Source organism: Microcoleus sp. PH2017_35_SFW_U_B (assembly GCF_020737865.1).
Classification (GTDB): Bacteria; Cyanobacteriota; Cyanobacteriia; order Cyanobacteriales; family Microcoleaceae; genus Microcoleus.
Window position 1 is genome coordinate 1 of sequence record NZ_JAEQDE010000104.1, and the last position, 26,044, is coordinate 26,044.

Annotated in this window: 21 protein-coding genes; 14 read left to right on the forward strand and 7 right to left on the reverse strand. The window is 44.6% G+C overall.

The window, feature by feature from the left end; genetic code table 11:
* Positions 1-102: 102 nt before the first annotated feature.
* The 6 genes from JGK36_RS26705 (at position 103) to JGK36_RS26735 (ending at position 5,952) form a co-directional block, all read left to right on the forward strand.
* Positions 103-240 carry a hypothetical protein gene (locus JGK36_RS26705; protein WP_293186986.1) on the forward strand — a complete coding sequence of 46 codons (138 nt, stop codon included), beginning with the start codon at positions 103-105 and terminating at the stop codon, positions 238-240.
* Positions 241-958: 718 nt separating this feature from the next.
* The gene (locus tag JGK36_RS26710) at positions 959-1,711 is read left to right on the forward strand and encodes a response regulator transcription factor (RefSeq protein ID WP_293186988.1); all 753 of its coding nucleotides are present in this window, start codon (positions 959-961) and stop codon (positions 1,709-1,711) included.
* Positions 1,712-2,248: 537 nt separating this feature from the next.
* Positions 2,249-3,286 (forward strand): chlorophyll a/b binding light-harvesting protein, encoded by a 1,038-nt coding sequence (locus tag JGK36_RS26715; RefSeq protein ID WP_293186985.1) that lies wholly within the window; start codon positions 2,249-2,251, stop codon positions 3,284-3,286.
* 129 nt (positions 3,287-3,415) lie between these two features.
* Complete coding sequence (locus JGK36_RS26720) at positions 3,416-4,891, forward strand: chlorophyll a/b binding light-harvesting protein (RefSeq protein ID WP_366516584.1); 1,476 nt, start codon at positions 3,416-3,418, stop codon at positions 4,889-4,891.
* 106 nt (positions 4,892-4,997) lie between these two features.
* The gene (locus JGK36_RS26730; protein ID WP_293186984.1) at positions 4,998-5,351 is read left to right on the forward strand and encodes a hypothetical protein; all 354 of its coding nucleotides are present in this window, start codon (positions 4,998-5,000) and stop codon (positions 5,349-5,351) included.
* Positions 5,352-5,436: 85 nt separating this feature from the next.
* Positions 5,437-5,952, forward strand: coding sequence for a transcriptional repressor (locus tag JGK36_RS26735; protein ID WP_293186983.1), 516 nt, complete (start codon positions 5,437-5,439; stop codon positions 5,950-5,952).
* 32 nt (positions 5,953-5,984) lie between these two features.
* Here the strand turns inward: JGK36_RS26735 and JGK36_RS26740 are convergent, their stop codons facing one another.
* The gene (locus JGK36_RS26740; RefSeq protein WP_293186982.1) at positions 5,985-6,836 is read right to left on the reverse strand and encodes an Npun_R2479 family HD domain-containing metalloprotein; all 852 of its coding nucleotides are present in this window, start codon (positions 6,834-6,836) and stop codon (positions 5,985-5,987) included.
* A 176-nt stretch (positions 6,837-7,012) separates the two neighbouring features.
* Positions 7,013-7,216 (reverse strand): hypothetical protein, encoded by a 204-nt coding sequence (locus JGK36_RS26745; protein WP_293153605.1) that lies wholly within the window; start codon positions 7,214-7,216, stop codon positions 7,013-7,015.
* A gap of 457 nt (positions 7,217-7,673) precedes the next feature.
* On the opposite strand from JGK36_RS26745, the gene rpsL reads away from it, so the two are divergent.
* The 5 genes from rpsL to rpsJ all read left to right on the forward strand — a co-directional run bounded on the left by rpsL (position 7,674) and on the right by rpsJ (position 13,113).
* Positions 7,674-8,057, forward strand: coding sequence for a 30S ribosomal protein S12 (gene rpsL / locus JGK36_RS26750; protein ID WP_106150480.1), 384 nt, complete (start codon positions 7,674-7,676; stop codon positions 8,055-8,057).
* A gap of 265 nt (positions 8,058-8,322) precedes the next feature.
* Positions 8,323-8,793: a 30S ribosomal protein S7 gene (gene rpsG, locus JGK36_RS26755; protein WP_006632196.1), complete on the forward strand. Its 471-nt coding sequence runs from the start codon at positions 8,323-8,325 to the stop codon at positions 8,791-8,793.
* A 339-nt stretch (positions 8,794-9,132) separates the two neighbouring features.
* Positions 9,133-11,205, forward strand: coding sequence for an elongation factor G (gene fusA, locus JGK36_RS26760; RefSeq protein WP_293186980.1), 2,073 nt, complete (start codon positions 9,133-9,135; stop codon positions 11,203-11,205).
* Positions 11,206-11,306: 101 nt separating this feature from the next.
* On the forward strand, positions 11,307-12,536 hold the full coding sequence (tuf, locus tag JGK36_RS26765) for an elongation factor Tu (protein ID WP_293186979.1): 1,230 nt from the start codon (positions 11,307-11,309) through the stop codon (positions 12,534-12,536).
* 268 nt (positions 12,537-12,804) lie between these two features.
* A complete protein-coding gene (gene rpsJ / locus JGK36_RS26770; RefSeq protein ID WP_265238410.1) occupies positions 12,805-13,113 on the forward strand; it encodes a 30S ribosomal protein S10 in 309 nt (102 codons plus the stop codon).
* 306 nt (positions 13,114-13,419) lie between these two features.
* On the opposite strand, the gene JGK36_RS26775 is transcribed toward rpsJ, so the two are convergent.
* The 3 genes from JGK36_RS26775 to JGK36_RS26785 all read right to left on the reverse strand — a co-directional run bounded on the left by JGK36_RS26775 (position 13,420) and on the right by JGK36_RS26785 (position 18,456).
* A complete protein-coding gene (locus JGK36_RS26775; RefSeq protein WP_293197691.1) occupies positions 13,420-14,997 on the reverse strand; it encodes a hypothetical protein in 1,578 nt (525 codons plus the stop codon).
* A 248-nt stretch (positions 14,998-15,245) separates the two neighbouring features.
* Complete coding sequence (locus tag JGK36_RS26780) at positions 15,246-15,917, reverse strand: hypothetical protein (protein WP_293197693.1); 672 nt, start codon at positions 15,915-15,917, stop codon at positions 15,246-15,248.
* A gap of 229 nt (positions 15,918-16,146) precedes the next feature.
* Complete coding sequence (locus tag JGK36_RS26785) at positions 16,147-18,456, reverse strand: hypothetical protein (protein ID WP_293197695.1); 2,310 nt, start codon at positions 18,454-18,456, stop codon at positions 16,147-16,149.
* A 178-nt stretch (positions 18,457-18,634) separates the two neighbouring features.
* On the opposite strand from JGK36_RS26785, the gene JGK36_RS26790 reads away from it, so the two are divergent.
* From JGK36_RS26790 to JGK36_RS26800, 3 genes are all read left to right on the forward strand, one after another.
* Complete coding sequence (locus JGK36_RS26790; protein ID WP_293197698.1) at positions 18,635-22,195, forward strand: NB-ARC domain-containing protein; 3,561 nt, start codon at positions 18,635-18,637, stop codon at positions 22,193-22,195.
* Between the two features lie 258 nt (positions 22,196-22,453).
* Complete coding sequence (locus JGK36_RS26795; protein WP_293197701.1) at positions 22,454-23,095, forward strand: LON peptidase substrate-binding domain-containing protein; 642 nt, start codon at positions 22,454-22,456, stop codon at positions 23,093-23,095.
* 216 nt (positions 23,096-23,311) lie between these two features.
* Entirely contained in the window at positions 23,312-24,247 is a 936-nt protein-coding gene (locus tag JGK36_RS26800; protein WP_293197702.1) for a PspA/IM30 family protein, read from the forward strand.
* A 33-nt stretch (positions 24,248-24,280) separates the two neighbouring features.
* Here JGK36_RS26800 and JGK36_RS26805 read toward each other — a convergent pair whose 3' ends face one another.
* Together JGK36_RS26805 and pheA are read right to left on the reverse strand one after the other, a co-directional pair.
* Complete coding sequence (locus JGK36_RS26805) at positions 24,281-24,925, reverse strand: pentapeptide repeat-containing protein (protein ID WP_293186437.1); 645 nt, start codon at positions 24,923-24,925, stop codon at positions 24,281-24,283.
* Between the two features lie 28 nt (positions 24,926-24,953).
* Positions 24,954-25,901 carry a prephenate dehydratase gene (gene pheA / locus JGK36_RS26810; RefSeq protein ID WP_293186435.1) on the reverse strand — a complete coding sequence of 316 codons (948 nt, stop codon included), beginning with the start codon at positions 25,899-25,901 and terminating at the stop codon, positions 24,954-24,956.
* Positions 25,902-26,044 lie beyond the last annotated feature (143 nt).

The window sequence follows — 26,044 nt, forward strand, 5'->3', positions numbered from 1 at the left end:
TAGCATCCCACTTACAGAAGTCACAACCACTTATGTCAGATTTTTTGGTTCCTACTCTTCTAGGATAACTGGGGTTATATTTAATTGCAAGCCCCTTAACAGATGTCTCAAAGACCGGGCTTAAGTGGTACAGCATTTAAGCAGTATATTTCAATGACCCGTTATCGAGTCGCCAAATCCTCTATCCGAATTCCCCTATATGGCTCGATCGCCACAGACAATCTCTGGCACCCGCAGTAGCTTACCCTTAGCGCCATTGCCTGAAGTCGCAGGCAAACCCAGAAGAAACAGGAAGCTGTTCTTGCCGGCAAAAAATCGACTCCCAGCAAGATTTTTGGCGAACAGTTTTCTGATATGCGCTCAAGAGGGCTTATAATTAGTACAAGAATATTTACAGAACCCTAAAAGTTCTTAATGAACCTTATAATCCTTAGTCAGGAACTCCGAGGCTCAAGCCACTGAGCTTGTAAGAAATTGCAAGCTGTTCTGACCAGACCCCTCTTGGGAGGAGACGTTATTTAGGTCACGACACCGGCGAATGCGACGCCAGTTTTCCGCTCTGTCACCTGCGATTAAACAGTTTTAAAGTCACTGAAACAGTGTCGCAGGTCTAACAAGCCTTTATAACCAGGTCGAGGCGAACATTACCCCGGAAGGGAGGCTCCATCAGGAGCGAACATTATGCGTACAGGGTTGCAAGATTTGAGATGGTAATTGTCCCATTGAAAGTACATTACAAAAGTACACCAGACTCTTGCAACTCCAAGGCGGTAATGGTAAAGATTCAAGGCGGTTGAAATCGCCTGGTCATTTTCCTCTCAGGTCTTTCATACCCTGAGTTTCCCACTTACCGAGTTTTTTTATGAAGCTTAAAATTAAAAAATTGCTCCTTAAAGTTACCTGGAACCCCCAGAAGGCTGTAGCCTCCGCCATCTGGTTAGCGGTGAGATAAATGATGATGCCTCGGATACTTGTTATTGATGATGACGCGGCGATCGCCGAACTCGTAGCCGTCAACCTAGAAATGGCTGGCTACGAAGTCACCCAGGCAGAAGACGGCATCAAAGGTCAGGCACTAGCAATACAAATGCTCCCCGACCTGATCATGCTAGACCTGATGCTGCCTAGAGTAGACGGATTCACAGTGTGTCAGCGATTGCGGCGTGACGATCGCACCGCCGACATACCCGTCTTGATGTTGACAGCCTTAAGTCAAACTCAAGATAAAGTAGAAGGCTTCAACTCCGGCGCCGACGATTACCTGACCAAACCCTTTGAACTAGAAGAAATGCTGGCACGAGTGCGAGCCTTGCTGAGGCGCACAGACCGCATCCCCCAAGCTGCCAAACACTCAGAAATCCTGAATTACGGCCCGCTAACTCTTGTCCCCGAAAGGTTTGAAGCTGTTTGGTACGTTAATACCGTCAAACTGACTCACCTAGAGTTCGAGTTGTTGCACTGCTTGCTCCAGCGCCACGGTCAGACAGTCTCTCCCAGCGAAATTCTCAAAGAAGTCTGGGGTTACGACCCCGATGACGATATCGAAACAATTCGCGTACACATCAGACACCTGAGAACCAAGATGGAACCCGATCCCCGCCATCCTCGGTACATCAAAACCGTATACGGCGCGGGTTATTGCCTGGAGTTGCCCAGCAACGAGCAAGTAGCCGAGGAAAGCAGATCATCGGAAAGCAAATCATCTGCTTGAGCTAGCGTGTCCGATGCCACAAGCAGTTAAAAATCTAACTAGAAAAGCCTGAGAGCAAACGCTCTCAGGCTTTGTTGTTTAGAGTTTGAGATGAATATGCCAACAAGTAGCGATTAACTCTCTTGATTCAGAAAAAAACAATCCCGCACCCCTTCTAGCCCCACTTTTATCAAGCTTGCCCAGAAGAAAGTACCGAATTTCTTTTGCCACCTTGTCTTTTCCGAGAGGATTAGATAGCTACTTAAACAAAACTCTACCTTTACTAAGACTATTTGTCAATAAATTTATAAATCTTGCTCTAAATTTTATTCTGCCCAACCGGAGGAAAAGTTCTTATTGTAGCTCAAAACCAATTGTAGACTTGGTTTTACGATATTTTAAACGGCTGTGTTACATATCTTAACTAAAATAAGTGAAAAACTTTATCAAATAGCCCTTGACGAAACTTCTAAAATTGTTGATTATCTATATCAATAAGCTGCACAAGCTTAAGACTCAATTGACATCTTTCTCAAGAGGTAACTCGCCGTGACAAGCATGGCCAAAAAATCCTTCCCAGCCCAAGGAGAAACCTATCCCTGGTGGGCCGGCAACGCCCGCTTAATCAACCTTTCGGGTCGTTTGCTAGGTGCTCACGTCGCCCAAGCCGGCCTCATCGTCCTCTGGGCGGGAGCCTATACCCTGTTTGAGCTTTCCCGCTTCAACCCAGAATTGCCCATGTACGAACAAGGCTTAATTCTGCTGCCCAACCTAGCCAGACTTGGCTTGGGTGTCGGAGCCGGAGGCAAAATTGTTGATACCTATCCGTACTTTCAGATTGGTGTCATTCATCTAATCAGCTCAGCCTTTCTCGGCTTCGGTGGCATCTTCCACTCCCTCAAAGGAGAAGCCACCCTCGAAGAAAGAACTCCTTTCTTCGGCTACAAATGGGAAGACAAAGAAAAAATGACCACAATTTTAGGCATCCACCTAGTTTTGTTAGGTATCGGAGCCTTCTTATTGGTGGCCAAAGCAATGTATTTCGGTGGTTTGTATGATACCACGATCGGGCAAGTGCGGGTGATTTCGGAACCCACATTCGACCCAACTGTGATTTTCGGCTACCTATTCGGCGCAGGTGGCAAAAACTGGATTGCCTCCGTCAACAACCTCGAAGATGTTGTCGGCGGCCATATGTGGGTAGGAATTCTCTGCATAATCGGCGGGTTGTGGCACATTCGCACTCAGCCTTTTGCTTGGACAGAAAACCTGTTCGTCTGGTCAGGAGAAGCTTATCTCTCCTACAGTCTTGGCGCTTTAGCCTTAATGGGTTTCATCGCCGCCTACTTTGTCTCAGTCAACACCCTGGTTTACCCAGTAGAATTCTTCGGCCCAGCCTTAAAAATTGGCATCCAGCAATATCCCTATTTCGATAGTGGAGAAGTTTTGACTTCTCGAACTTGGCTGGCAAATTCTCACTTCTGGTTAGCCTTCTTCTTCTTGCAAGGACATATTTGGCACGCCCTCCGAGCAGCGGGATTTGACTTCCGCAAAGGCGAAGTCGTCAACCAAGTTGCAGCGAATGCAGCGAGTTAACCCAGAATTTACGCGCGGGGGTCAAAAACCCGGTTTCTGCACCAACATTTCTCGAAAAAAGCGACGACTTTTGTGAGAAACCGGGTTTTTTGGGCAACTCCAATTCACCGAAATTAGAGGAAAGCGAAAATGCAAGCAATAGCTGAACCGAATTTAAAACCAGAACTGGAAAAGCCAGAAAACGAGTACGGCTGGTGGGCTGGTAACGCCCGTTTCACAGAATTGTCAGGACGAATTTTAGGAGCTCACGTCGCTCACGCAGGTTTGATTGTACTGTGGGCCGGGGCGATGACTCTGTTTGAAATTTCCAATTTCAACCCGCAGCAGCCCATGTACGACCAAGGTTTAATCCTGCTGCCACATTTGGCAAGTTTGGGTTTGGGAGTAGGTAAAGGTGGTCAAATTGTTGATATCTATCCCTATTTTGCGATCGGAGTTGTGCATTTAATTAGCTCCGCAGTTCTTGGTGCCGGCGGCCTTTATCATTCCTTGCTCGGCCCGAAAGTATTGCCACAAAACAACACTTTCTTTGGTTCCTTCGGCTACGACTGGGAAGACAAAGATAAGATGACCAGCATCATCGGCATTCACCTATTACTATTAGGTGCTGGTGCTTGGCTGCTAGTCGCAAAAGCCTTATTTTGGGGAGGTCTTTACGATCCCCACGTCGCAGATGTACGAATAATTAGCGAACCAACCCTCAATCCCATTCGCATTTTTAGCTATCTCTTCCCCGTATACGGCCCCGAAGGAATGGCAGCAGTTGACAACTTAGAAGATGTGATCGGCGGTCACATTTATGTCGGCTTGCTCTGCATCATTGGCGGTTTCTGGCATATCTTCACCAAGCCTTTTGCCTGGGCCCAGCGAGTGTTGTTTTGGTCGGGAGAAGCTTACCTTTCTTACAGTTTGGGCGCTTTGGCTTACATGGGCTTTTTGGCTGCCTACTTTGTGACAGTAAACGACACTGTTTATCCAGAGGTTTTCTACGGCCCTGTGGGTTTAACCGGCCCGGAAGCCACAGTAGTTTCTTCGCGGACTTGGCAGGCAACAAGCCACTTTATCTTAGCGATTCTGGCGCTTTCCGGTCATATTTGGCACGCCCTGCGGGTACGGACAAAAGCAGCAGGATTTGATTTTCGATCGGGCGAATTTGTAACGGCAACTCCTGCTATGGTTCCAGTTGCAAGTGCAACGACAACCGTAAGTTTTTCTGACACGACTGTAACTTTTTTGCGGAATTTGCCGATTTACCGCAAGGGATTGTCTCCCATAGTCAGGGGATTAGAAGTTAGCTTGGCTCACGGCTATTTCCTGGTAGGAGCTTTTGCAGTATTGCTGCCTTTACAAGAAAAAGGTTTAGCACCTCTGGCAGGATTGCTGGCAACTCTGGCATTAGTCTTGATTTTGGCAATAGGCCTCTCGATTTACGAGAATCGGAACATCGAAGCAGGTAAAGTTCTTTACTGGCACAAAACGCCGGAAGATTGGAGTTTATTCCGGGGCGGTTTTGTGATCGGAGGTACGAGCGGAGCTTTCCTTGCTTATTTGCTGCTAGACAATTTTGCTGGCATTGATGCAATTTTCCGAGGTGTTGTGAACTGAACTCAAAATAGAATCTGAATCGAATTTAAGCAAGAAACAAAGTTCAACTTTCTTGCTTAAATTGGCTCAGTTCTGGATTTGTATATACTGTTGAGAAAATCACCCTATGACTGTTTTTATTTGCTGTTTCTGTATCGGGACTTTGATGGTTCTGTTTTTGTGGAGTATTTCGGTAGCGCTGCGAGAAGGATTCTATCAAATTCGGCGACTGCATCAAATTCCGTGTTCGGATTGCGAGTTTTTTACTAATGACTACCGTCTCAAGTGTACCGTGCGGCCGTGTGTTGCTTGTACTGAAGATGCGATCGGCTGTACCGACTTTGAACCGAAAACTTGTTTTGCCAATTCTTGTCAACAACATTGCTCTAAGCTTCATAAACCTTACACAGAAATACCGACAACTAATCCTTCAGTTACACCTTTAGCAAGAGGGAAAAGCGGCTATAGCCCTCAATTATGAATTGCGAACAATTTGTAGGGGTAGTGCCCCCGTGCCTACCCTCCTCTCCTCTCCTAGATAACTAAATCCTTCTGCCTTCACAAATATGAATTTATACAGTGCTAACTCACTCAAAGTCGAACTCAACCAGAGGGGCTGTCGCCTGACTCCCCAGCGAGAAACTATTTTAAGCGTCTTTCAAAATCTACGGCAAGGCAATCATTTGAGTGCAGAAGAGTTATATAAAACTTTACAGAGTCAAGGAGAAAAAATTGGCTTATCTACTGTATATAGAACATTGCATTTATTAGCCAGAATTGGGATTTTGCGCGAACTAGAATTAGCAGAAGGACACAAACATTATGAACTAAATTTGCCTGAATTACACCACCATCATCACCTGGTTTGCATTCAGTGTCACAAGACTTTTGAATTTAGCGATGAATCGATTTTTAAAATTGGGAAAAAGCAAGTTGAAAAAGCTGGTGTAGAATTGCTGGATTGTCAGTTAACTGTGCGTGCTGTTTGTTTTGAAGCGCTGCGGGAGGGATGGCCTTCTTTGATACCTAGCAATTGGTTATGTCCTCAATACCATTCGGAAATGGAGAGTGAAGTTCTTTAGGGGCGGTGGCTGTGAGCTCCCGCCCTTGGCAATCAAGCAACCTCTGAATCGAAACGTTGGTGTTCCATCCGAAATACGTTGGCGTACAAACTAGCAACAATCTGTTTGCCTTCCTGGGTCAACTGCAAATAACCGAGAGATTCGCTAATGTGAGGATAAATTCCACTCCAGTAAAACTTAGAGTAGCTTTGGAGCAAGTCGCCCGGATGTCGGTATCCCAAAACTTTAGTAGCACCGCTTTCTTCCAATTCGTAAAACAGCGCGCCAATTTTTTGTAAATATTGTGGGTTGCTGAGCTGACCTATCAAGTCAGCACCGCGAACTAAACTAGAATAATTACCTGCATCTTGGTCAATGTTGCCGTCAAGCACCGAGAAACGAGTCTGTTCTATGTTCTGCTTGATTATCTCAGCATTAATTAGCTTGTGGTTGCCGAAGCGCTCGTCAATGAATAGTTTTGCTCTGTCAACTCGGTAAGGAGATAAACTAGCCGCTGTTGCACCAGGAGCAAGTGCAATTCTCATGCCATCTTTTCCGGTAGCATACAATCCTGCTGATGCTTGGTCTTCTCGGCAAACTCCTTTGACATATCCGATATCTTGGCACAGCAAAGAAATGATGAAGTGCAGCCAATTTTCACACGAGACTCCGCCCTTGCGAATGTGTTTTCCCCGCAAAATTTCTTGACCGACCAAGGTAATACAAATGGCGTGTTCTGTATTGTGATAAAGAGCGTCGCTGCTGGCAATGTTTTCTAACGCCATTGCCCCCACCCAGGCAATAATGTCGGCATAGTCGGATTTGTAGCCTCCGTAAGTGCGACTATATCCATTTTCTAGTTGTTTGATGAAAGCTTCGATCAGCAGTTCTGTAGAATTAAACATACCCTGTCCTTTTCCTTGAATATTGCCTGTCAAGTGTGGTGAGTCTTATTTGAGTCTCTATATAATATAATTTATATATGATTTTATGGATGAGATTTTAACTCAAAACTGAAAACTCACTCACCTGCGTTGTTGGCGCTTGCCTTTGGAGGTAATATCAACACTCCAAACGCCACTTAGTCCATGACTAAAAGCCATCCCCGTCGGACTGCATAGAGCAGTCTGCTAACAATTTTTAGCTCGTCTGAACTTTTTAAAGTCTCAGAATTAATTTCGTATTGAATTTGGTGGAACACCGTCCGATCTATCTTACCGGATTTCCAAATATTCAAGTAAAGTTCGGAAATTGTACTTTCAGGAATATAAGTTTTGGTTTTCATCTGCGCTCAACTAAATGTATATTGCTTATTATCAGGTAATTTTATATAACTTTATGTGATGTCGATCTCTCTGAGGCTGTGATGCGAGCGGCTGTGATGCGATCGCACGGTAGAGTTGATGGGCGTCTCCGAAAAATGGTGGTTCGATATTTCGCGCGATCGATTTTGCACCACTGCTGTGACCCTCTTCAAAGTTGGGCTTCAATATATAATGCCACATATGTATTGGTACGACGGGCGATCGCCGCATCCCAACTTCGAGCAAACAAGCAAGAAAGTTCGCCCGCCGTGGAAATTTCTTGCCAAAAAAACTCGAGTCGTGTACTATATAGAGTCTGGTATCCTCACTTACCCATAATTATTTTCATTTATCCCGTCCCCACACAGGGGAAGGGACTTTCAGTGCGGATGCCGCCAAATCACTATATTCAGCAAAAAGCTAGAAATGCCGTAACTCATGCCCACTATTCAGCAACTCATCCGTTCAGCACGGGAACAAACGCAGAAAAAAACCAAATCGCCAGCTCTCAAGAGTTGCCCCCAGCGCCGCGGAGTTTGCACCAGAGTGTACACGACCACCCCGAAAAAACCCAACTCGGCGCTGCGGAAAGTGGCTCGGGTACGGCTGACCTCTGGTTTTGAAGTGACAGCCTACATCCCCGGCATCGGTCACAACTTGCAAGAACATTCGGTAGTAATGATTCGAGGCGGTCGGGTAAAAGATTTACCTGGAGTTAGATACCACATCATTCGCGGTACATTAGACACTGCCGGCGTGAAAGACCGCAAGCAAGGTCGTTCAAAATATGGGGCGAAGCGTCCTAAAGCAGCGAAGAAATAAGACTTCAACAGTTGACAGTTGACAGTTGACAGTTGACAGTTGACAGTTTAAGAGCGACCTCTACCTAGAAGGAAGAGGATTGGAGTAATGAATAGTCTGATTTTAACTTCTCCCTCACTCGTGTTCCGGCTTTCAACCAATTCTTTCTGGTAACTCGCATCCTTGAGGGGTGGAAAAGCCAAACTTTCGATCGTCCGCGATCGATAATATCTGAGTTCAAAACCCCAAATTCAATCATTCAAAATCAAAAATCCCAAATAGAACTATGTCTCGCCGCACAGTTATTCAAAAACGTCCAGTTCCTCCAGATCCAACCTACAACAGCCGGTTGGTAAGCATGATGGTGAGACGGATCATGCAGCACGGCAAAAAATCCGTGGCCTCCAGCATAGTCTACGACGCCCTGAAAACCATCCAAGAACGCACAGGAGCTGAACCGTTAGACTTGTTTGAAAAAGCAGTCAAAAACGCTACACCCCTGGTAGAAGTCAAAGCCCGCCGGGTAGGTGGCGCTACATACCAAGTGCCGATGGAAGTACGTTCCGATCGCGGAACCACCCTCGCACTCCGTTGGCTGATTAGATTTGCCCGCGCCCGCACAGGCCGCTCAATGGCAGCTAAACTGGCTAACGAACTGATGGATGCAGCCAACGAAACAGGCAGTGCTATTCGCAAGCGCGAAGAAACACACCGTATGGCAGAAGCTAACAAGGCTTTTGCTCACTACCGTTACTAATTGCCAAATCGTCGGGCATGGAGAAGAGGTCGATCGCGCGGCATAAAAGCATCGGGCGATCAATTGAAAAGTGTAAATTTTGAGTATTGAGATTGCTTCTCCAGGGACAATGCTGCCGGCCATTCGTGAAGCAAACTCAAAACTCCCAAAGTAAAAATTCACCCGGTCTCTGAATCCTCCATGTCGCATCCTTAATATTTTTGTAAACAAATGTTGCAAAAAATATTAAAATGTAACAATACGCTCCATATACTTATGTTCTAAGTCGGTAGCGATGGCAAACAAAGTTATTATGTAGTATAGTTGTATTATAGCAACACAAACTCCAAGGAGGTAGCTGTGGCACGTATCGTCCCGCTAGAGAAAACTCGCAACATCGGCATCGCCGCCCACATTGACGCGGGCAAAACAACAACAACAGAAAGAATTCTGTTCTATTCTGGCATGGTTCACAAAATGGGTGAAGTGCACGATGGAACAACAATTATGGACACGATGGCGCAAGAGCGAGAGCGGGGAATTACGATTACTGCTGCCGCTATCACCACCACTTGGAAAGAGCACAAAATCAACATCATCGACACTCCCGGACACGTAGACTTCACTATCGAAGTAGAACGTTCCATGCGAGTGCTTGACGGAGTGATCGCAGTATTCTGCTCGGTAGGTGGAGTGCAACCACAATCGGAAACAGTTTGGCGACAAGCCGATCGGTATAAAGTACCGCGAATCGTGTTTGTCAACAAAATGGATCGGATGGGCGCGAACTTCTACAAAGTCTATGCTCAAATTTGCGATCGGATGAGAGCGAACGCTGTACCCATCCAAATCCCGATCGGCAGTGAGGAAAACTTCCGGGGAATTGTAGACATAGTGCAAATGAAAGCCTATATCTACAAGAACAACACGGGCACTGATATCGAGGAAGTAGAAATCCCCGATGAAGTCCAAGAGCTAGCGGCCCAATATCGCACCAAGCTGATCGAATCCGTAGCAGAAACCAGCGACGCCCTTACCGAGAAATACCTCGAAGGTGTAGAACTAACCGAAGACGAAATCCGTTTGGCCCTGCGCCACGGTACTGTCCAAGGTACGATCGTCCCCATGCTGTGCGGTTCGGCATTCAAAAACAAAGGCGTTCAGTTGTTGTTGGATGCAGTCATCGACTATCTGCCGTCGCCCTTGGAAGTTCCCCCAATTCAAGGACTCCTACCCAACGGCGACACCGCAGAGCGCTTTGCCGACGACAACGCCCCGCTGTCAGCTCTGGCATTCAAAATCATGGCAGACCCCTACGGTCGCCTGACCTTCCTCCGCGTTTACTCCGGTGTCCTCAAAAAAGGTAGCTACGTCCTCAACTCCACCAAAGACAAAAAAGAGCGGGTTTCTCGCCTAATTGTACTCAAAGCGGACGATCGGATAGACGTAGAAGAACTCCGCGCCGGAGACTTGGGAGCAGCCTTGGGTCTGAAAGACACCTTCACAGGCGATACCATCTGTGAAGAAGGCTCCGAAGTGATTCTGGAGTCCCTGTTTATTCCAGAACCAGTCATCTCGGTAGCGGTGGAACCCAAAACCAAACAAGACATGGAGAAGCTCTCCAAAGCCCTCCAGTCACTCTCCGAAGAAGACCCCACCTTCCGAGTCAACGTTGACCCAGAAACCAATCAGACAGTCATCGCCGGCATGGGAGAACTGCACTTGGAAATTTTGGTAGACAGGATGCTGCGCGAATTCAAAGTAGAAGCCAACGTCGGTCAGCCGCAAGTAGCCTACCGCGAAACCATTCGCAAATCCGTCCGCGCCGAAGGTAAATTTATCCGCCAAAGCGGCGGTAAAGGTCAGTACGGTCACGTGGTGATCGAACTAGAACCTGCTGAAGAGGGAACCGGCTTTGAATTTGTCTCCAAAATTGTCGGTGGCACTGTACCGAAAGAGTACATCAATCCGGCAGCACAAGGGATGAAAGAAGCCTGCGAATCAGGTATTCTAGCAGGATATCCCGTGATCGACCTCAGAGCTACTATGGTAGACGGGTCTTTCCACGATGTAGACTCTTCAGAAATGGCATTCAAGATCGCCGGTTCAATGGCAATCAAAGAAGCCGTGATGAAGGCGTCGCCTGTGCTGCTAGAGCCTATGATGAAGGTAGAGGTTGAAGTTCCCGAAGATTACATCGGGAACGTCATCGGAGACCTCAACTCGCGTCGGGGTCAGATCGAAGGTCAAGAGACGGATCAGGGAATTGCCAAAGTTTCTGTAAAGGTTCCACTAGCAGAAATGTTCGGTTACGCTACTGACATCCGCTCCAAAACCCAAGGTCGAGGCATCTTCACAATGGAATTCAGCCATTACGAAGAAGTGCCGCGAAATGTGGCTGAAGCCATTATCGCTAAGAACAAAGGGAACTAATGATTTAAGGTTTTAGATTTTGGATTTTGGATTGAATCCAAAATCTAGAATCTAAAATCTCAAGTCTAAAATCGCTAAAAAAAACAAGGAACAAATCGAGAATGGCACGCGCAAAATTTGAACGGACTAAACCCCACGTAAACATCGGCACAATCGGTCACGTTGACCACGGCAAAACAACTTTGACCGCGGCGATTACGATGACTCTCTCTGCACTAGGTCAAGCAAAGGCTAAGAACTACGCCGACATCGACGCTGCGCCCGAAGAAAAAGCACGGGGTATTACGATTAATACCGCTCACGTAGAATACGAAACCACAGGTCGTCACTACGCCCACGTGGATTGCCCCGGACACGCTGACTATGTGAAAAACATGATCACCGGTGCTGCTCAAATGGACGGCGGCATCCTAGTAGTGTCAGCGGCAGACGGCCCCATGCCTCAAACTCGCGAACACATCCTGCTAGCTAAGCAAGTTGGTGTTCCCAGCTTGGTTGTCTTCTTGAACAAGGAAGACATGGTGGATGACGCTGAACTGTTGGAACTGGTAGAACTGGAAGTTCGCGAACTTTTGAGCTCTTACGATTTTCCTGGCGATGACATCCCCATCGTGACTGGTTCTGGCTTGAAAGCTCTCGAAGCGATGCTTGCTAACCCCAAAACCAAGCAGGGCGAAAATGAGTGGATTGACAAGATTTACAAGCTGATGGAAGCAGTAGATGCTTACATCCCTACTCCAGAACGCGAAATTGACAAGCCTTTCTTGATGGCAGTTGAAGACGTATTCTCGATTACTGGTCGGGGTACTGTGGCTACTGGTCGGATTGAGCGCGGCAGTGTCAAAGTAGGCGAAACTGTCGAAGTGATTGGTCTTAAGGACACTCGCAGCACTACGGTGACTGGTGTGGAAATGTTCACTAAGTCCTTGGATGAAGGCTTGGCCGGCGACAACGTGGGTCTACTCCTCCGGGGTATTTTGAAGGCTGATATTGAAAGAGGCATGGTAATTGCCAAGCCAAAATCCATCAGTCCTCACACTCAGTTTGAATCTGAAGTTTACATTCTGAAGAAGGAAGAAGGCGGCCGTCACACGCCATTTTTCTCTGGCTACCGCCCTCAATTCTACGTCCGTACAACTGACGTAACCGGTACAATCATGCAGTTCACTGCTGATGACGGTTCGGAAGCTGAAATGGTGATGCCTGGTGACCGGATCAAAATGACTGTAGATCTGATTCACCCGATCGCGATCGAACAAGGAATGCGCTTCGCAATTCGCGAAGGCGGCCGCACCGTCGGCGCCGGCGTTGTTTCCAAAATCCTCAAGTAGGAATCCGCTAACAGCCCTGATAGCAGAAAAGCCACCAAATGTCAATAGGCTTTTCTGCTATTTAGTGAGTAGTTAGTAGTTATTGGTTAGTAGTTATTGGTTAGTAGTTAGTGGTTAGTAGTTATTGGTTGGTAGTTATTGATTAAATATTCGATAATAAAGAACAAATAACAAGTAACAAAGAACAAATAACAAGTAACAAAGAACAAATAACAAAGAACAAAAAATAAACAGAACCTAGAAAATTAAAGAAACCAAAATGGCAGCTATCCCACAACAAAAAATTCGCATTCGCCTCAAAGCTTTCGATCGCCGAATTCTCGACGCATCTTGTGAAAAGATTGTAGATACAGCAAATCGGACAGCAGCTACTGCGATCGGCCCGATTCCCCTACCGACAAAACGACGGATTTATTGCTTGCTGCGATCGCCCCACGTAGACAAAGATTCTCGCGAACACTTTGAAACCCGCACGCACCGTCGCATTATCGACATTCACCAGCCTTCTGCTAAAACAATTGACGCTTTGATGAAATTGGATTTGCCAGCCGGCGTAGATATTGAAGTCAAGCTGTAGATTGACAGTTTGGGAAATAACAAGAGAAGGAACAATGGAAAAATACATTGTTCCTTTTTTTTAGTTATGACTCGGCGGTTGAAACCGCGTCTATACAAACAAAATCGGCCTGCGCCGATTGAAGAATAAAGGGGTTTGGAAACCCGGATTTGGTATTAGGTAAAAAAACCGGTTTCTTTGGTATGAGTGCGTCCAGGACTGTGTTTGATGAAAATTTGGGCGATCGAGTAGCAAAAACAAATGCGGGCAAAAGCAGATAAACCCCACTTGTGGAAGCCAGATATAGCCCAGTTTGTTTAAGTCCTACTAGACATTGACAAAATAGTTGGCGCTGAGGTTGAGATTGGTGGAACCTTGAACGATCGCAATTAGTTCCGCACGGCTTTCATTCAGGAAGATGGCTGTACCCACAGCTAAACCAGTTGGTGACGCTCCCAGACTATACCTCGACTTGGGGCCGGACAGTTGGATCGTATCTTCTAAAGCATTGAAATCGGTAATTACCGCAAAATCGCTAAGACCGGAGGTGCTAATATTATTATCGCTGTAGAAAGCTCCCTGAGTAGCGCCTAGCACAAAGCGATCGCGCCCAGCACCACCAGTCAAGCGATCAATTTCGCCAAAACCTCTTCCTGCTGCTGCATCTGCGCCCGTCAGCACGTCGTCGCCATTATCTCCAAAAAGGCGCTCGTTGCCAGTACCGCCGAACACTGAATCGTTACCACGTCCACCATTAAGGATATCGTTGCCACTATCCCCAAAGAGGGCATCATTACCATCACCGCCAGTAATTTTGTCGTTTCCTAGACCGCCACTAATGTTATCATTGGCTCCACCACCTGCCAGGTTATCGTTGTTAGCGGTAGCGGGTAGATTGAGAGCAACAATACTTTTATTGTTTTTAGTGCTAGCATCGTTTTCCCCAGTAAATCCCGCGTTGAATACGGTGTTGAGATTTAGGAGAGAGCCGTTAGACTGAGTAAAACTGTTGCCTTGGAGCAGTTCTGTGAAGAGGGTAGTACCGTAGGTATGATTGCCACCTAAAAAGTTCTTCGGGAAGATAGTTTGTCCAGGTTGGTACCATTCTTTTTTATTTGCATAAATATCGAGAGTACCTAGCCGATCGTTGTAACCTAATACCTGGCTGGTATGAATAGCTACGACGCGATTAGCATCAGTTGGGTCGAGGCGATCGCCTGCACCCTTACCTTCAAATGCCGGGCCAGCGGGGTCTAATCCCACAATTTGATTAATCACTTTTCCGGTGGATTGGCGATAGGCAGAGGCTGCAAATCCAGCAACGTGAGCTCCTAAACTGTGTCCGATTAAGGTGGTGTAATTAGGATCTACACCGCTATTTTTCAAGTAAGCAGATAGCTGATTGCCAACATTCTGTGTTTTGTCGGCAGAAGGGAAATACAAGACATTACCAGCATCTTTTTCCCAGTCAACAACGACGAGATTTGCATGAGATTCTCGCTGGCGTATAGTTTGAGCTTGGTCTGCCAGCCAATCCCCTGGCTTGTAGCCGTTGCCTGCATTTCCGCCGGTATTACGCCAGCCGTGAATAAGTACATAAGTTGGTGCGTCAGGATTGATCCGTGCGGAACGGTCGATCGAGCCGTTCCCCCAAATATTAAAATTGACTCCTGAAGCGCCAGTAGGATTAGAAGACATTGACCCAAAAGCGTTCATTGTAGTGGTCATGTTCATCGTTCCCGGGCTCATATTGGAAAACATCTCAAGAGATAAACTTGCATCCATTCCTGGCAGACTAGAAAAGTTATTGAGCGATAGGTTGCTATTCATGACTCCGAGACTGGTATTGTTTGATGAGGAAGTAATGTTAGAGTTAGAGCTAGAGGTAAAAATCGAAATTGCCATTGGTTTCTCCTTATGTATGTGAAGATTTTCGCTGAATTAAGTTAATTGACTTTGCTGACTTTTGAAATGTCAGATTTTTTCCCATTTTTGGGATTATCTACTGTTCGCCAGTCATCGGAGTCATTGAAATCGATTAGGACTTCTTGATTCGGTTCTCATTGAAATCTCCTCTTGTGAACTATTCAAACGAAGGTGCGCTAGCAGATGGCATAACGCACCCATAAGCTATACTCTGCAAAGTAGAAAATCTAAGCAGCAGAAGCCAGTTCGCCATCACGCAAGACTATATATTCGTGTGAGTAATACTGTTCAGCAGCCTCTAAAAGCCCACTCACTAGCCACCAGTTAACCCCTCCAGAAACAATTCCACCAACCAAGGGAATCCAAGCTGTACCAGTCTTTGCCATAAGTTTCGCAACTAACTTTGCAGCAGCTTTAGATGCAGCTTTAGATGCTAATTTTGCTCCGAGTTTAGATCCACCTTTGAGAGCTACTTTTGAAACAAGAACTCCGGCTACCTTAGCAGCTATCTTCGGTGTTGCTTTGCTACAAACTTTAATACCAACTTTTCCGACTGGAATGGTACTTGCGGCTTCTCCAAGCCCTGTCCAAATAGACATGATTAAATTCATATCTACGTCGTAGTCAACATCAACACCTTTGATATGACCAATCCCGAAACAGCCCAAGGCACTGACTCTCCCACACCAGGCCAGATCCGCAGGAATTGCTGCTAACCCCATAGGACCCCCTAAAGCACCTGATATTCCCCCGGATGCTACAACCATTGCTATGCGTTCATCTTTCCAAGCATCTATGGTGTAACCTTTTACCTGTTTTTTTAATTGTTCTCGTTCCATACTACTACCGAGGTTTGCCAAGTCTTTGAACGTCTGTGCGATGTTATCATTGAGGCTCATATCGATCGCTCCTGTTTTTAGATTGATAAGAGAGTAGATTGGTTGGGAATTAGTAAAATGGGTATTATTGAGCCATTTTGCCTCCCTTTAATCTTGCAATCTTTGGCTATGACTCAACTGTCTCATCCGAAGCTAGAATCGTGCCAGCACAAAAAAAGATCAGTTCGATTCCCTGTATAACGATCTGAGTTTGTGCTTGACAACCAGGGGATAAAATGTTACCCGAATACTAAGATTGTTGCTTCGATATTTCACCTGCAACTGCTAGAGCAATGGGTAAAATAAAGACATATTCAGATAGTTTCTGGTTAAAGACACCATCTATCTTCTCTATTCCTTCCTGCTGTATCTTTGATGTATCCTTACCAAGTGCTGAAACAGCTAAATAGTAAACAGAATCCTTTCCTAAAGGAGCTTCCAACCTTTGCATTAACCGAACTTCAGCCAACTGTTTTAGGGATTCTTTGAAAGCAGGAACAGCATCTTCTCCTAAAGCATTCCCCATATTTAATAAACACTTACGCACTTCATCAGAAATCATCCTACCGATGTCTTTTTGCAGTAAAACTTTACTCTTCTTACTAGAAGTATCCTTATTGTCTTTACTCTTGGGGTTATAACCTGTGCCTCCCAGCGAACAGAATCCATCAAAAGACTCATCATCCTGTTTGTCAAAATTTGACGGTACAAAAATACCTTGACCGATCATCTTTTCGTAAAAACTGTTAAAAAACAATCGGTCTTGTTCTCCATCTTTTTTAGCATAGAGGTCGGATTTGGGAATCACACAGATAAAATTTATCCCTGATAAATTACCTCTTTGCGTTTCTAGATCGCTGATGATTTGTTCCAAAAGATATAACTGATTGACCGTAGCTCTACCCTCGCGTGATTTATCGACGACCGCATAATTTTCCGCAACAGCTTTCCAAATTTCTGCATTGCGAGTTTTAGTCAATTTTTCGCGAATAGTAGGCTCAATCGATAAGTCAAAGAAAAAGATAATTGTATTGGCATTTTTCAGGATTCTCAGTACCCAAGGTTGAGAACCTTCTTCTGTCAAACTGCGCGCCACATCTTCTCCCGCTATATCCGTAAAGACAAAGTGAGTTTTATCGAAATTATTTGAACCTATTTCAGGAAACTGCACAGAAAGTTTAATACTGGTTTTAGTACCTGTTTTTGTGGGTTTAGGAATCGACCCATTACGATACTCTTTTTCTAGCTCTTGCAATCGTTTTCGGTCATCTGGCAAATCAAGGGCTACAGTTGCTCCCAAAACTTGTACGTGATCGAAAAAAGAAACTAACCCTGTGAGTAAAACACTTGATTTTCCAGTACCCGGACTGCCTAGTAAGATAATTGAGTGAGTTTCGCTTTCTTTGGGATACCAACCGCACCGTTTGTCATTATCTCCTGAAGGCCCTGTACAGGAAAAATTGACTAGCTTATAAATTTCTCGACCCCATTGTTTGACAAGTTTTCTCACAAACTCTTCAAGTAGAGCTTCGCTATTTGGCGTATTAGTCTTTGGAGAAATATTTGATACTTGTTGTACGTTTTGTTCCTTAAGCAACTTCTCTTTACTAGATTTTAACTGTTTCTGCAAGTTGTCTGATAACCTCAGCTTAGGATTACCTAATACCACTTCCGAGTGAAGAAGATCTAGTAAATTACGGTATGAAATAATAGTTTGCCGAGGTAAAGTAAATGGCACATTCCGATTGATAGAGAGTGTTTTTAGTTCATAGACCTCACATTTTTCACTGTTGTGTCCCAGAACTATAGCTAAAACAAATTGCCCTCTAAGAATAGCTTTGAGTAATCCTTCATCGTCTTTCTTTTTGCCATGAATCTCCTCTAATTTATTCAAGTACCATTGAATAGTAGGACAAACTTCATTGAGTAGTTCTTTGAGTCTTTTTCTGTTTGGCTCGCTCTCAAGTTTTTTCATCCATTCAAAGACATTCCTTTGATCGAAAATCAAATCCATCAAATTCCCAATTAGAGAACGAGGTTCTATACCGCGCAGGAGAGATTTACATTCTCGATCCAAAAGTTCTTGGTCAGTTTCTGTTTTTAGCGGGAATTTATCATGATTTCTGATTTGCTCAAAAAAGTCTAACTTTTTCTGAACAAAGTCTTCGGCAGCATCTTTGCCTAAAATACCTCGATACATCCCTTGATGAGATAATTCTCGTTTATTTTGAATTGCATCATCATCCTCATCATTATCGTCATCATCAGCATCAACAGTTTTATCATCGGAAAAAAACTTTCTTTCCTGCCCGTATGGATAACGACCATCCGTTGATGGTTTTAATAACAAGTTTCTTTGTTCTAATTTAGTTTCCAATCGTTCTAAGAAAAGCCGTAGGGACGCAATGTTGCCATCTAACTCTAAGCGTAAGTTATCAGTCAAAATCATTTCATAGCCTTGAGTTCTGATACCAATGGGAGAGCCGCAAGCCGGACAGGTAATATAGTTCTCCTCACTTTCAGCCGTTTTCAGAAAATCAAATACAGTATTGGATGTCATAATTGATGTTACTCCTGGATTGTTTGTAGAGAGAGGCGTTACGAAGAATCTTGCAATCCTTAGTTATGACTTAACTGTCTCATCCGTCCCATGAATACTCCAGCACAGAAGCAGATCAGTTCGATTCGGTGTATAATGATCTAAATTTGTGCTTGACAACCAGGGAGTATAATGTTATATGAAGAGTCTTAAAGCTTCTCTTCGGGGACTGGCTAGGATAAAACAGGCTAGAGAAGAAAGGGGATGGGCAATAGAAGACCCTATATGGCGTGAAGAAGCCAGTCAGATCCTTGACCCTAATCGAGATTGGGAGAACGTAGAGGAAACATATTTAGCTGTATCAATAGGGACTTGGAAACGATTTTTGCAGGGAACACCTATTAAAAACAATACTTTCAAAGCTTTCTGCCAGGTTTTGGGTCTGAATTGGGAAGAAGTTGTCGATAATAATCCATCTCAGTCAACCACTCTGGCTGTATCTTCAAGCCAAGACTGGGGAGCAGCACCAACTGTCTCCTATTGCTACGGGCGCACTCAGGAACTAGATACATTAAAAAAATGGATTTTGAAGGACAAATGTCACTTAATTTTTCTGCTAGGTCAAGGAGGTATAGGTAAAACTACTCTCTCGATCGAATTAGCAAAAGAAATTCAAAATAAATTTGACTATATAATCTGGCGAAGTCTTGGGGCATCGCCACCAGTAGAAAAAATCCTAGCAGATGCAATCAAATTTTTGTCTGATCAGCAAGAAACTACACTACCAGAAACTTTAGAAGAGAAGATCGGCAGACTGGTTCATTACTTAAAATCTTCACGCTGTTTGTTCATACTGGATAATGCAGAGTCAATTCTTCAAAGTGGTAGCCACATAGGTCAATATCTGGAAGGATATCAAGGGTATGGTGATTTGCTAAAACGAATAGCTCAATCATCTCATCAAAGCTGTTTAGTAATTACCAGCCGAGAAAAACCAGAAGCAATTGAATTGATAGCCAGACAGAATCAAAATATACGTTCATTATATTTAGATGGTTTGAAGGTAGAATATGGTCGAGAAATATTTACTGTATTTGGAGAATTCTCTGGATCAGAAGATGACTGGAAAAACGTTATTGAAAACTATGCAGGTAATCCTTTTGCTTTAGAAGTTCTAGCACAAGATATTCGAGATTCTTCATTAAGAGGGGACATATCTCGATTTGTAAAAAGATATTTAAATAGAGGCAGAGTAAAATTTACTGAAATCAACAATTTATTACAACGTCAGTTTGAACGGCTATCTCTGTCAGAAAAACAAATTATGTACTGGGTGGCAATTAATTATGAGCCAGTTTCAGACGAAGAATTACAGGAAGATATTATTTTATGGGAAGCTCAACAGGAATTAGTCGAATGTTTAGCGTCTTTAAAGCGACGATCGCTCATCAAAAATACCGAATTGGGATATACACAGCTACCCGTATTGAAGGAATACATTATCCATCGACTAATAGATGAACTTTGCCAAGAAATTAAAACAGAGCAAATAGAACTTTTGAACAGCTACTCTCTGTGCAAAGCCACATCCCAAGACTATATTAGAGAAACTCAAGTTCGCCAAATTATCACGCCTTTGCTGGAAAGATTGCTTCAGGAACTTGGCGGGAAAAGAAATGTCGAAAGTAAACTCAAACAAATTATTTTCAATTGCCAACAACAATCGCCTAAAGCGCCTGGATATTTAGGAGGTAATATTCTTAATATCTTGTGCGAGCTAGAAACCGATTTGACAAACTATGATTTTTCGGATTTAACTATTTCTCAAGCCTATCTTCATGGAATTCAATTACATCAGGTTAATTTTGCCAACTCTGACTTATCTAAATCTTTTTTTTCTGAACCTTTGGGTAGCATTCTATCAGTAGCATTTAGTCATGATGGTCAATTATGGGCAACAGGTGATGCAGATAAAAATATTTATATTTGGCGAGCGGATGGTCAACTCATAACTACTTGTGTAGATCATACTAATTGGGTAAGGTCAGTTGCCTTTCATCCTCAAAAACAAATTTTAGCTAGTGGGAGTGACGATCGCACTGTCAGGTTATGGGATATTAATACAGGTCAATGTCTTGCTACATTACAGGGACACACCGATCGAGTTTGGTCAGTAGCCTTTAGTCATGACGGTAAGATATTGGCTAGTGCTAGTGATAATGCCGATCGCACCGTAAGATTGTGGGATGTGGATGATGTTGACTCTCCTCAATTTCTGCGAACTCTACCACATAGTTACTGGGTAGTCAAAGTTGCTTTCAACGATCGAGGGACAACTCTAGCCAGTGGGAGTGCCGATCGAACTGTAAAATTATGGGATGTTAATACAGGTGAATGTCAGAATACCTGGCAAAACCTCTCGCATCAGGTTCGATCGATCGACTTTAGTCCTGATGGTGAAACTCTAGCGACAGGTACGGATGATAAACTTGTCAGATTGTTGGATATTAAGACTGGTAACTGTCTCAAAGAATTTTTGGGACATGATGGAAGAGTGTGGTCAGTTGCTTTTAGTCCTGACGGTCAAACTCTGGCTAGCGGTGACCATCTAACTGTCAAGTTATGGAACATTGAAACGGGTGAATTATTACTCACTTTACCAGAAATCGATCGCCGAATTAGAACAATAGCTTTTAGTCCAAATGGTGAAACTTTAATTACTGGTAGTGACGATCAAAGTGTTAGATTGTGGGATATCCGCAAAGGCGAATCTTTGAAAACTATCTATGGCTATACTCAAAGAGTTTGGTCAGTTGCTTTTTCTCCTGATGGGAAAACTGTTGTTAGCGGCAGTGACGATCGCACAGTAAAACTGTGGGATATCGAGACAGAGAAATTCAAAATACTGGGTATAGCTACAAAGCGCGTTCAGTCAGTTGCATTTCATCCTCAAGGCACAAAAATAGCCAGTGGCGGTAATGATGGGAGAGTACAGTTATGGGATCTAGCTACTCGTAAATGTTCAAATTTCTCAGAGAAGCACAAAGATTGGATTTGTTTAGTAGCTTTCAATTCGGAAGGAACAAGACTGATTAGCACTGGTGACGATTGCAGGATAAAAATATGGGATGCTAACACGGGTCACTGCTTAGAAAATTACGAACATCCATATTGGATTCGATCGCTTGCTATCAGTCCTGATGGTGAGAATATAGCGATCGGTAGTGATGCTACAATCTTACAAATATGGAATATTCAAACAAAACAACTACTCGATATAGGAAAGCATCAAAAAGGAGTGTATGCAGTCGCCTGGAGTCCTGATGGTAAAATTATCGCCAGTGGGAGTGATGACCTCACTATCAAATTATGGGATAGTAAAACGTATGAATGTCTGCATACTTTAACAGGACACAAACAGCCAATCAGATCGGTTGTGTTTAGTCCTAATAGCAGCCTTGTTGCTAGTGGCAGTGATGACTGTACGATCGAACTATGGGATGTAAAAAGTGGTGCTTGCCTCAAAACTTTTACAGAACATGAAAATACCGTTCGTTCCGTTGCTTTTAGTGCTGACGGATTAATGCTGGCAAGTGGCAGTGAAGATGAGACAATTAAACTGTGGAATATTGAAACACTTACCTATATTAAAACGCTGAAAGCTGAACGCCTTTATGAAGGAATGAATATTGCAGGCGTGACTGGGATTACTAACGATCGCAAAGATACGCTGAAAGTATTAGGCGCAGTAGGAAATTAGCGATATGTTGAGGTTAATAGGCAAACCTACTCTATTTTAATCCTTAAACCTACGTTGCTCCGATTTAACGGGCGATCGTCGGAACTTTTGGCACGCTATATGTAGCGTGCTTCCGTCCAGGACTGTAAATCCCGTGATGGAGGCAGTCGATCGCCCTTAACCGCATTTTCCGCCGATCGCCCCTCACCCCCGCCCGGAATTACTCAAATCAGTTAAAGTAAGAAAAAGAAGCGCAAGTACCGTCACCTTTGAGCGACAATGGCATCCTCCTCCTCTGTAGCAGTTCGCGAACTCCCCTTATTTCCCTTGCCGGAAGTGGTTCTATTTCCAGGTAGACCGCTGCCACTGCAAATTTTCGAGTTTCGCTATCGAATTATGATGAACACGATTCTGGAGGGCGATCGCCGTTTCGGTGTGCTCATGTGGGACCCGAACCAAAACAAAGTCTCTGGCGTTGGCTGTTGCGCCGAAGTCATTCACTGTCAGCGCCTCCCGGACGATCGCATGAAAATCATGACTCTCGGACAGCAGCGGTTCCGAGTCCTCGACGCCGTTCGGGAAAAACCCTATTTAGTCGGTTTAGTAGAATGGATTGAAGACGAACCGCCACAAAAAGACCTCCGATCTTTGGGCAAAGAAGTCGAACAACTGCTGAGAGATGTAGTTCGCCTGTCTAGTAAATTGATGGATCAGTCGATCGATCTACCGGAAGACATTCCCAGTTTGCCCACAGAACTATCCTACTGGGTAGCCAGCTACCTTTACGGTGCAGCTACAGAACAGCAAACTCTCTTAGAATTGCAAGATACTGCTGCGAGATTGGAACGCGAAACCGAAATTTTAACTTCCACTCGCAATCACTTGGCAGCAAGGACTGTACTGAAAGATACGCTCAAGTAGTTAATGGGGCAGGCAAAAAGTACGATCGACTTTGCCTGCATTGACACCCAAATTACCCAGAAATCATACCATTTTCAATTTTCGATTTTCGCATAGGAGATTAAATAATTGAGAATTAATAGACCTTTTACAAAAATATCTAGGAACGGGCAAGATGCCCGTTCCACAAAAGTAAATTTTTCTGTGGAACGGGCATCTTGCCCGTTCCAAAATTAGATGCTTGTGTCACAAAATCTCGACCAACCGAAACCCTACGATGCAGTTAGAGGCGGTCAACTGCCGCCTCCGGTGGGCGGTGTGGTACTCGGCGGACTAGCAGGAGTCAGACACCGACTGTCTAGTTCAGTCAGCGAACATCGGATTGCAGCGCTAAAGGAAGCCTTCAATTACGGCGATGCAGGCTTAAAAATAGTCATCAAGATTTGTCAAAGCGAAACAGGGCCAGTGCAGCGGGCGGCCTGCGATTTGCTGCGAGAAAGGCTGAGTGCGATCGCCCGCGAAAAATTACAAGCCTTCGTACCTGCAAGTTTAGATTCAGAAACAGCGACAGACAGGACTCAAAAAATCTTAAAGAACTCAGCCAGTACAGTCTCAGAAAAAGGCGATCGGCAGTTATCAGAAGCACAGTTAATATTTGAGACAACTGTGCAGCAGATGGAACCCAATTTGTTGCTCTTAGAAGCATTAGTAGCCTCTGTAGAACGCGAAGGCTTTACCAGCGAACTGATGAATTTTTGGGATTTATTAATCTTAGAAATTCAGGAACCTCTCAAAGAACTTCGTCAGGCTGTTGGCAGCGCGATTTCAGCCCAACTGCGGATTCAGTGGCAGTACAATCAATCTGAATCCCAAGCCAATCAGTGGCAGCAGCGAGCTTTGCTAGCTCTTCAGAAAGGCGATGAGAACTCCGTTCGACAAGCCTGGGTTCGCAAGCAAATAGAGTTGGATAAGGTAGCAAAAGTGAAGATAGATTTAGACGACCAAACTGTACGAGTAGAAACTCTCAATCGCAACTTGCTAGCTTTGGAAAGTAAGATTGCCGAAGCTAATTCTAAGAAAGAAATACTAAAGATGCAGGTTCATTTTTCTAAGGTACAGGAGCAAATTAACTGCACTTTTAGCCAAATGAATACTATATTTTTTAGTCCTTAGCTGTCGGATTATGTGCGGATATATTGCCTGATTTCAGACTTGTCTGATGCAAAACTGAATTGCCCTGCTTAAATTTGTAGCCTCATCTAACTTAGCGCCTTCGCGGTTAGCGCCGCACAAAAATGCCCCGCTCAAATTAGCACCGCGCAAATCAGCTTCTCTCAAATCCGCATCCTGAAGGTTACTTTCAGACAAAAATGCTCCTCTCAAGTTGGCTCTTCTGAGACTTGCTCCCCGCAGTTTTACCTCACTGAGATTTGCTCCTTCGAGATTGGCTTCATCTAAGCAAGCATCTATCAGGTTGGCTTCCATCAAGTTCGCTTTATACAAGTTTGCCCCGGTTAAGTTGACACCAATCATTTTCGTGTCTCCCAAGTTGGCGTTTTCCAGGTTTGCATTAATCAGCTCAGCCCCTGTTAATCTGGCACGAGTTAGCTTCGATCCCCTGAGATCTGCCCCATTCAGATCCGCCATGATCAGACAAGCATTTTCGAGGTTTGCACCAATTAAGTTAGCCCCACTTAGGTCTGCTTCAGCTAGAATTATGTCCTTTAAATTGGCACAGGCGAGGCAAATATGAAGTAGGGAAGCTTGTGACAGGGAAGCACCTATTAAGTTGGATTCGTGAAAATCTCTTTCTCCGGCTGCATATCGCTTGAGAAGTTCATCAGCATTCATCTCGCTAGCCCCCTAAGTATTAATACAATCATACTACTGACAGTACAGTGTAGCAACCAAAGATTTTTAAAGTTTCCGTGTGTTTTTTTAACTCTTCTAGTGCCGATCGCACTAATGTAGAACAAGCATCGGCTTCCACGTCCATAAAGAAGATATATTCTCCGAGCGATCGCTTAGTCGGCCGAGATTCAATGCGACTTAGGTTAATACCGCGACTAGCAAATACTTGCAAAGGTTTTACCAATGTTCCGGGCATATTAGCAGGTACGCTAAAAGCTAGTGACGTGTGAGTACAATTCGCCGAAGTTGAATCTAGGTGCGAGTTAGCCCCTAGTGTGGTGCCGGATGTCATTGATGACTCGTGGGATTCTGCGAAGTTTCCTAATTTTCCTGCATCGGAGCCAAGTACCCAAAATCGAGTGTAATTGTCGGGATAATCATTAATCGGGCTCGCTAGCACGGGCAATTTGTAGAGTTCGGCGGCTCTTGGCGAAGAGATTGCCGCTATACTGCTATCTTCTAGATAGTGCAACGCTTCCGTCGTTGAATTAGCCGGAATCAACTGAGCCTGTGGGATAAACTCGGCCAACCACAATTGACACTGAGCTAGGGCTTGCGGGTGAGAGTAAACTTTTTGAATCTGGTTAAAATTTTGAGCATTTGACAGCAGTGCGTGGGAAATCGGCAAAACCAGGGCGTGTTTAATTCGCAGTGCATCCAGCCGCCACAGGGTATCTAGGGTGACAGTGACGCTACCTTCTATGGAATTTTCTACCGGCACAATTGAGTAATCAACCAGCCCGGAGGCAGATGCCTCTAGTGCCTGAGAAATGGTGGAATAAGGATACAGGGTACATTCGGAGTTAGTTTCCCGGCTCAACCAATTGACATAAGCCTGAGCCGCTGTTTCTGCATTGGTACCTACAGGGCCGAGATGTGCGATCCTCTTCGAGGGCTTTGCTAAGGAAATTTTCATAATAATCGGCAATTTTGCGTTACAAATGTTTGCTTTACTCTCATCAGCCAGCAAGTATGATGAAAAAATTAGCCTGAGTCCCAAAAGCTTTTATCCGTTATTTCTCGGATGAGATGGGGCGAGTGGGCGAGTTAGTGCGCGAC

Excerpts from the sequence above, each read along its gene's own strand:
- JGK36_RS26705 (WP_293186986.1), top strand. The coding sequence starts at position 103 with ATGTCTCAAAGACCGGGCTTAAGTGGTACAGCATTTAAGCAGTATATT.
- JGK36_RS26710 (WP_293186988.1), top strand. The coding sequence starts at position 959 with ATGCCTCGGATACTTGTTATTGATGATGACGCGGCGATCGCCGAACTC.
- JGK36_RS26715 (WP_293186985.1), top strand. The coding sequence starts at position 2,249 with ATGGCCAAAAAATCCTTCCCAGCCCAAGGAGAAACCTATCCCTGGTGG.
- JGK36_RS26720 (WP_366516584.1), top strand. The coding sequence starts at position 3,416 with ATGCAAGCAATAGCTGAACCGAATTTAAAACCAGAACTGGAAAAGCCA.
- JGK36_RS26730 (WP_293186984.1), top strand. The coding sequence starts at position 4,998 with ATGACTGTTTTTATTTGCTGTTTCTGTATCGGGACTTTGATGGTTCTG.
- JGK36_RS26735 (WP_293186983.1), top strand. The coding sequence starts at position 5,437 with ATGAATTTATACAGTGCTAACTCACTCAAAGTCGAACTCAACCAGAGG.
- JGK36_RS26740 (WP_293186982.1), bottom strand. The coding sequence starts at position 6,836 with ATGTTTAATTCTACAGAACTGCTGATCGAAGCTTTCATCAAACAACTA.
- JGK36_RS26745 (WP_293153605.1), bottom strand. The coding sequence starts at position 7,216 with ATGAAAACCAAAACTTATATTCCTGAAAGTACAATTTCCGAACTTTAC.
- rpsL (WP_106150480.1), top strand. The coding sequence starts at position 7,674 with ATGCCCACTATTCAGCAACTCATCCGTTCAGCACGGGAACAAACGCAG.
- rpsG (WP_006632196.1), top strand. The coding sequence starts at position 8,323 with ATGTCTCGCCGCACAGTTATTCAAAAACGTCCAGTTCCTCCAGATCCA.
- tuf (WP_293186979.1), top strand. The coding sequence starts at position 11,307 with ATGGCACGCGCAAAATTTGAACGGACTAAACCCCACGTAAACATCGGC.
- JGK36_RS26775 (WP_293197691.1), bottom strand. The coding sequence starts at position 14,997 with ATGGCAATTTCGATTTTTACCTCTAGCTCTAACTCTAACATTACTTCC.
- JGK36_RS26780 (WP_293197693.1), bottom strand. The coding sequence starts at position 15,917 with ATGAGCCTCAATGATAACATCGCACAGACGTTCAAAGACTTGGCAAAC.
- JGK36_RS26785 (WP_293197695.1), bottom strand. The coding sequence starts at position 18,456 with ATGACATCCAATACTGTATTTGATTTTCTGAAAACGGCTGAAAGTGAG.
- JGK36_RS26790 (WP_293197698.1), top strand. The coding sequence starts at position 18,635 with ATGAAGAGTCTTAAAGCTTCTCTTCGGGGACTGGCTAGGATAAAACAG.
- JGK36_RS26795 (WP_293197701.1), top strand. The coding sequence starts at position 22,454 with ATGGCATCCTCCTCCTCTGTAGCAGTTCGCGAACTCCCCTTATTTCCC.
- JGK36_RS26800 (WP_293197702.1), top strand. The coding sequence starts at position 23,312 with ATGCTTGTGTCACAAAATCTCGACCAACCGAAACCCTACGATGCAGTT.
- JGK36_RS26805 (WP_293186437.1), bottom strand. The coding sequence starts at position 24,925 with ATGAATGCTGATGAACTTCTCAAGCGATATGCAGCCGGAGAAAGAGAT.
- pheA (WP_293186435.1), bottom strand. The coding sequence starts at position 25,901 with ATGAAAATTTCCTTAGCAAAGCCCTCGAAGAGGATCGCACATCTCGGC.